This window comes from Flavobacterium sp. (genome assembly GCF_044361065.1).
In the GTDB taxonomy this organism is placed as follows: domain Bacteria; phylum Bacteroidota; class Bacteroidia; order Flavobacteriales; family Flavobacteriaceae; genus Flavobacterium.
In genome coordinates, this window is record NZ_JBIKJI010000166.1 from 1 (window position 1) to 4,172 (window position 4,172).

At 31.9% G+C, this 4,172-nt stretch carries 6 protein-coding genes; 5 read left to right on the plus strand and 1 reads right to left on the minus strand.

Features of this window, described 5'->3' with window-relative positions:
• A partial coding sequence (gene folP / locus ACIQ11_RS09155; protein ID WP_396154326.1) for a dihydropteroate synthase occupies nucleotides 1–477 on the minus strand: 477 nt, incomplete at its 3' end.
• A gap of 47 nt (nucleotides 478–524) precedes the next feature.
• Between folP and ACIQ11_RS09160 the strand changes: the two genes are divergently transcribed.
• From ACIQ11_RS09160 to ACIQ11_RS09180, 5 genes are all read left to right on the plus strand, one after another.
• Nucleotides 525–1,067: a DUF1599 domain-containing protein gene (locus ACIQ11_RS09160; protein WP_291241336.1), complete on the plus strand. Its 543-nt coding sequence runs from the start codon at nucleotides 525–527 to the stop codon at nucleotides 1,065–1,067.
• A gap of 185 nt (nucleotides 1,068–1,252) precedes the next feature.
• Nucleotides 1,253–2,350: a MauE/DoxX family redox-associated membrane protein gene (locus ACIQ11_RS09165; protein ID WP_396154327.1), complete on the plus strand. Its 1,098-nt coding sequence runs from the start codon at nucleotides 1,253–1,255 to the stop codon at nucleotides 2,348–2,350.
• Between the two features lie 60 nt (nucleotides 2,351–2,410).
• Nucleotides 2,411–2,902 carry a TlpA family protein disulfide reductase gene (locus ACIQ11_RS09170; RefSeq protein WP_396154328.1) on the plus strand — a complete coding sequence of 164 codons (492 nt, stop codon included), beginning with the start codon at nucleotides 2,411–2,413 and terminating at the stop codon, nucleotides 2,900–2,902.
• 75 nt (nucleotides 2,903–2,977) lie between these two features.
• Complete coding sequence (gene tpiA, locus ACIQ11_RS09175; RefSeq protein ID WP_353076560.1) at nucleotides 2,978–3,727, plus strand: triose-phosphate isomerase; 750 nt, start codon at nucleotides 2,978–2,980, stop codon at nucleotides 3,725–3,727.
• A 70-nt stretch (nucleotides 3,728–3,797) separates the two neighbouring features.
• Nucleotides 3,798–4,172 (plus strand): TSUP family transporter (locus ACIQ11_RS09180; protein ID WP_396154329.1); only part of this gene is annotated, 375 nt, incomplete at its 3' end.

Below are 4,172 nucleotides of genomic sequence, written 5' to 3' on the forward strand. Positions count from 1 at the left end.
ATCCTCATAATTGGCTAAACTTTGCATTGTTTTTGGCGTGCCTTTCATATGCATCATAATATACGGAACTTGCAATTTAGCTACTGTTTCTAACATATTTTCATCTAACAAACCAGCAGAAATATCATTAATCAATGCTGCACCATTTTCGATGGCTTGTTTGGCTACTTCGCTTCTAAAAGTATCAATAGAAAGTAAAATATCCGGGAATTTTTCTACTAATAACTTGACAACAGGTATTACTCGATTCAATTCATCTGTTTCAGAAACAAATTCAGCTCCTGGTTTACTCGAATAGCCACCTAAATCAATAAAAGCAGCACCTTCTTCAAGCATCTTTTCTACCTGAAATACAACAGCATCAGCATCGGTAAGTTTTCCACCATCAAAAAATGAATCTGGCGTTACATTAACAATACCCATTACTTTAGGTGTTGATAAGTTGATGAGTGTTCCTTTACAGTTTATTGTTGACATCGTATTTTTTACTTATATTTGAAGTTTGATACAAATATAAAATAATAATGAGCAATACCTCACAAGAATACGACAAAGTTATAGCAGTTTGCAGAGAATTATTTACAAAAAAAGCGCACGATTATGGAACGGCTTGGCGTGTTTTACGTTTGCCTTCATTAACAGATCAAATATTTATTAAAGCGCAACGTATTAGAAGTTTACAAGAAAATGACGTAAGAAAAGTAGATGAAGATGAAACGTCAGAATTTATTGGTATTATCAATTATTGCGTGATGGCTTTAATTCAAATGGATAAAGGAATTGCTTCTCAACCGGATTTATCTGCAGATGAAGCGATAAAATTATTCAATCATAAAATTGAAATCACGAAAGAACTTATGGAAGATAAAAATCACGATTATGGGGAAGCTTGGCGCGATATGCGTGTGAGTTCACTAACGGATTTAATTATTCAAAAGTTATTACGCGTGAAACAAATTGAAGACAACCAAGGAAAAACATTGGTTTCTGAAGGTATTGATGCCAATTATCAAGATATGATAAACTATTCCGTTTTTGCTTTGATTTTGATGAAATTTGGAGAGTAATTGTTTCACAGAGATTCGCAAAGTTAATCGCAAAGACACGCAAAAAATTACATTTAAAAATCTCAGTAAATACAATAACATTTCATTAACAACAGGTATCAATTTACTAACTTATATTTGATAAATTAAAAAACTCAGTGAAGCTCTGTGTAATCTTTGTGTAACTCTGCGTAACAAATAAAAAAATGAACAAAAAAAATATATCTTGGACGTTAAGAATAGTTATTGCTTTACTTTTTATAGTTTCAGCAATTGCGAAAATATCTAAAGGATGGATTTCTGATTTTCCATTTATAGATTTTTCTCCCTATTTTGCTATTTCTACTTTTGAAGTCAAACAACTTTTAACTTTAGGTTTTTCAGAATCACTTGCACCCTATTTTTCAAGAATTTTAATTGGAATTGAATTTGCTCTTGGCTTTTTATTGCTTAATAATCATTTCTTAAAACGCATTACTATTCCTGCAACAGTGGGTTTGTTGAGTGTTTTTATCATTCATTTGAGCTATGTTACTTTTTTAAGTGGAGGAAATTCAGGAAATTGTGGTTGTTTTGGCGAATTAATTCCAATGACTCCTATTGAAGCTATTATTAAAAATATAATCGCAGTTGGTTTGTTAATTTGGCTTTGGAAAATTTCGGAAGACGATAAAAAATCGAATATTTGGATGTTAACCAGCATCACTTTAGCTTGTATTTTAGGTTTGTTTATGTTAGCACCAATGAAAGCGAGTTCAGTTTCAATTTCAAATAGCAATGATAATATCAATATTTCAAATGATACGATATCAAAATTAACGGATTCAGTAAAAATCGAGGAAATTAAAACCATCGATTCATCCAAAATAAGAACAGAAAAACCAGTAGAAGAAGTTAAAAAAGAAATGGGTCCAAAACAAGCCGTTTCGGGGTATTCCGACTTATATGCAGATATTGATAAAGGTCAAAAAATATTGTGTTTTTTCGTTCCAGGTTGCGAACATTGTAGAGATGCGGCAAAAGACTTAAATGCTTTACAAAAAAAACACAAAGATTTTCCATCTGTTCAAATTGTATTTATGGATGAAGAAGCGGAAAAAATTCCAGATTTCTTTAAATATGCTGGAAAACAATTCCCACATAAAGTAATAGACATCATTCCTTTTTGGACTAAATTAGGTACCGGAAAAGACACGCCTGGCGTAGTTTATTTACACAACGGAAACGTAATTAAATTTTTTGACGGTATTGCCGAAAAAGCATTTAACAGTAAAGCATTAGAGAAAGTTATATACAAAAAATAATAACGCAGAGCTACACAAAATATTTTTGCGAACCTTTGCGAAACAACTAAAATCAATATTATGAAAAAAATCTTAGCTACATTAGCATTAGGACTTGGCTTAACTTCTTGTCAAGCACAAACTGAATTTTCAAAAGAAAGTTTAACTGCAAAATTAATCAACTCTGAAAATCAAGGCATTACTTTTGAAGAGATTTTAAAGCAAAATCAAGGTAAAACCGTGGTTATTGAAGTTTGGGCTTCGTGGTGTGGTGATTGTGTGAAAAATATGCCTCAGGTTAAGAAATTAAAAGAAAAATATTCAGATGTTGCTTTTGTAAATTTATCTTGTGATAAAACCTTTGATGCTTGGAAAAGCGGCATTGAAAAGCACGAGGTTACAGGCGAAAATTATCTAATTCCAGATGGAATGAAAGGTGAATTTGGATCTTCAATTAAATTGGATTGGATTCCGCGTTTTATAGTGATTGATAAAGAAGGAAAAATTGTTTTATTCCGCGCCATCGAAAAAGACTTTGATAAAATCATTGAAAGTATAGAAGCATCTAAATAAAATAACATACCCTAAATAAGCATTTTTTTTTTCAATGACTGTGTTGAAAAAAAAATGTTGTAACTAAATTAAAAAATGAGAAAAAACATCGTAGCCGGTAACTGGAAAATGAACAAAACCTTACCGCAAGCCATTGAATTAATCAATGAAATTAAAAACAATAAGCCAAATAATTCAGCGGAAGTTATTTTAGCTACTCCTTTTCCTTATTTAGCAAAGGCTATTGAATTGGTAGCGGGTTCAGATATTAAAATCGCAGCGCAAAATATGCATCAAGCAGAAGGTGGCGCGTTTACAGGTGAAGTTTCTGCAGCTATGCTAACCAGTATTGGCGTAAATACAGTTATTTTAGGACACAGTGAAAGAAGAGCTTATTTTTACGAAAATGATGCCTTATTAGCCAATAAAGTAGATACCGCATTAGCACACGATATGACCGTTATTTTTTGCTTTGGCGAAGAATTAAAAGACAGACAAAGCGACAATCATTTTAACGTTGTGGAATACCAATTACGTGATGGTTTGTTTCATATTTCAAAAGAAAACTGGAAAAACATTGTATTGGCTTACGAACCTGTTTGGGCAATTGGAACTGGCGAAACGGCCTCTCCAGAACAAGCACAAGAAATGCATTTATTTATTAGAAATTTAGTTGATAAAGTGTTTGGAAGAGACATTTCAGAAAATGTTTCCATCCTTTACGGTGGAAGTGTAAAACCAGACAATGCCAAAGAAATATTTTCTAAACCAGATGTTGATGGCGGATTAATTGGAGGCGCTGCATTAAATGCCAACGATTTTTTCGGAATTATTAATGGAATATAATAGTCAAAAAGTTTTAAAGTCATAAAGTCGAAAGGTTTGTGACTTTAAGACGTTATGACTTTTGACTTATATGGAATACATTATAATTCCTATTGTAGCATTACTTGCTTCTGCCCTAACCTTCTTCTCTGGTTTTGGATTGGGAACGTTGTTATTACCTGCTTTTGCATTATTTTTTCCTATTGATGTGGCGATTGCTTTAACAGCGATTGTACATTTTTTGAACAATGCATTTAAATTCGTTTTGGTTAAAAAACATATTAATTGGAAAATTGCAGTACAATTTGGAATTCCTGCTTTGATTTTTGCTTTACTTGGTGCTTTTTTGTTAGATAAAATTACCAATACCAATATTTTAGACGAATACACCATACGAGAATACGTGTTTCAAATTACGTTGATGAAAGTTATTGTGGCTGTTTTACTAATTTTCTTCGCATTATTT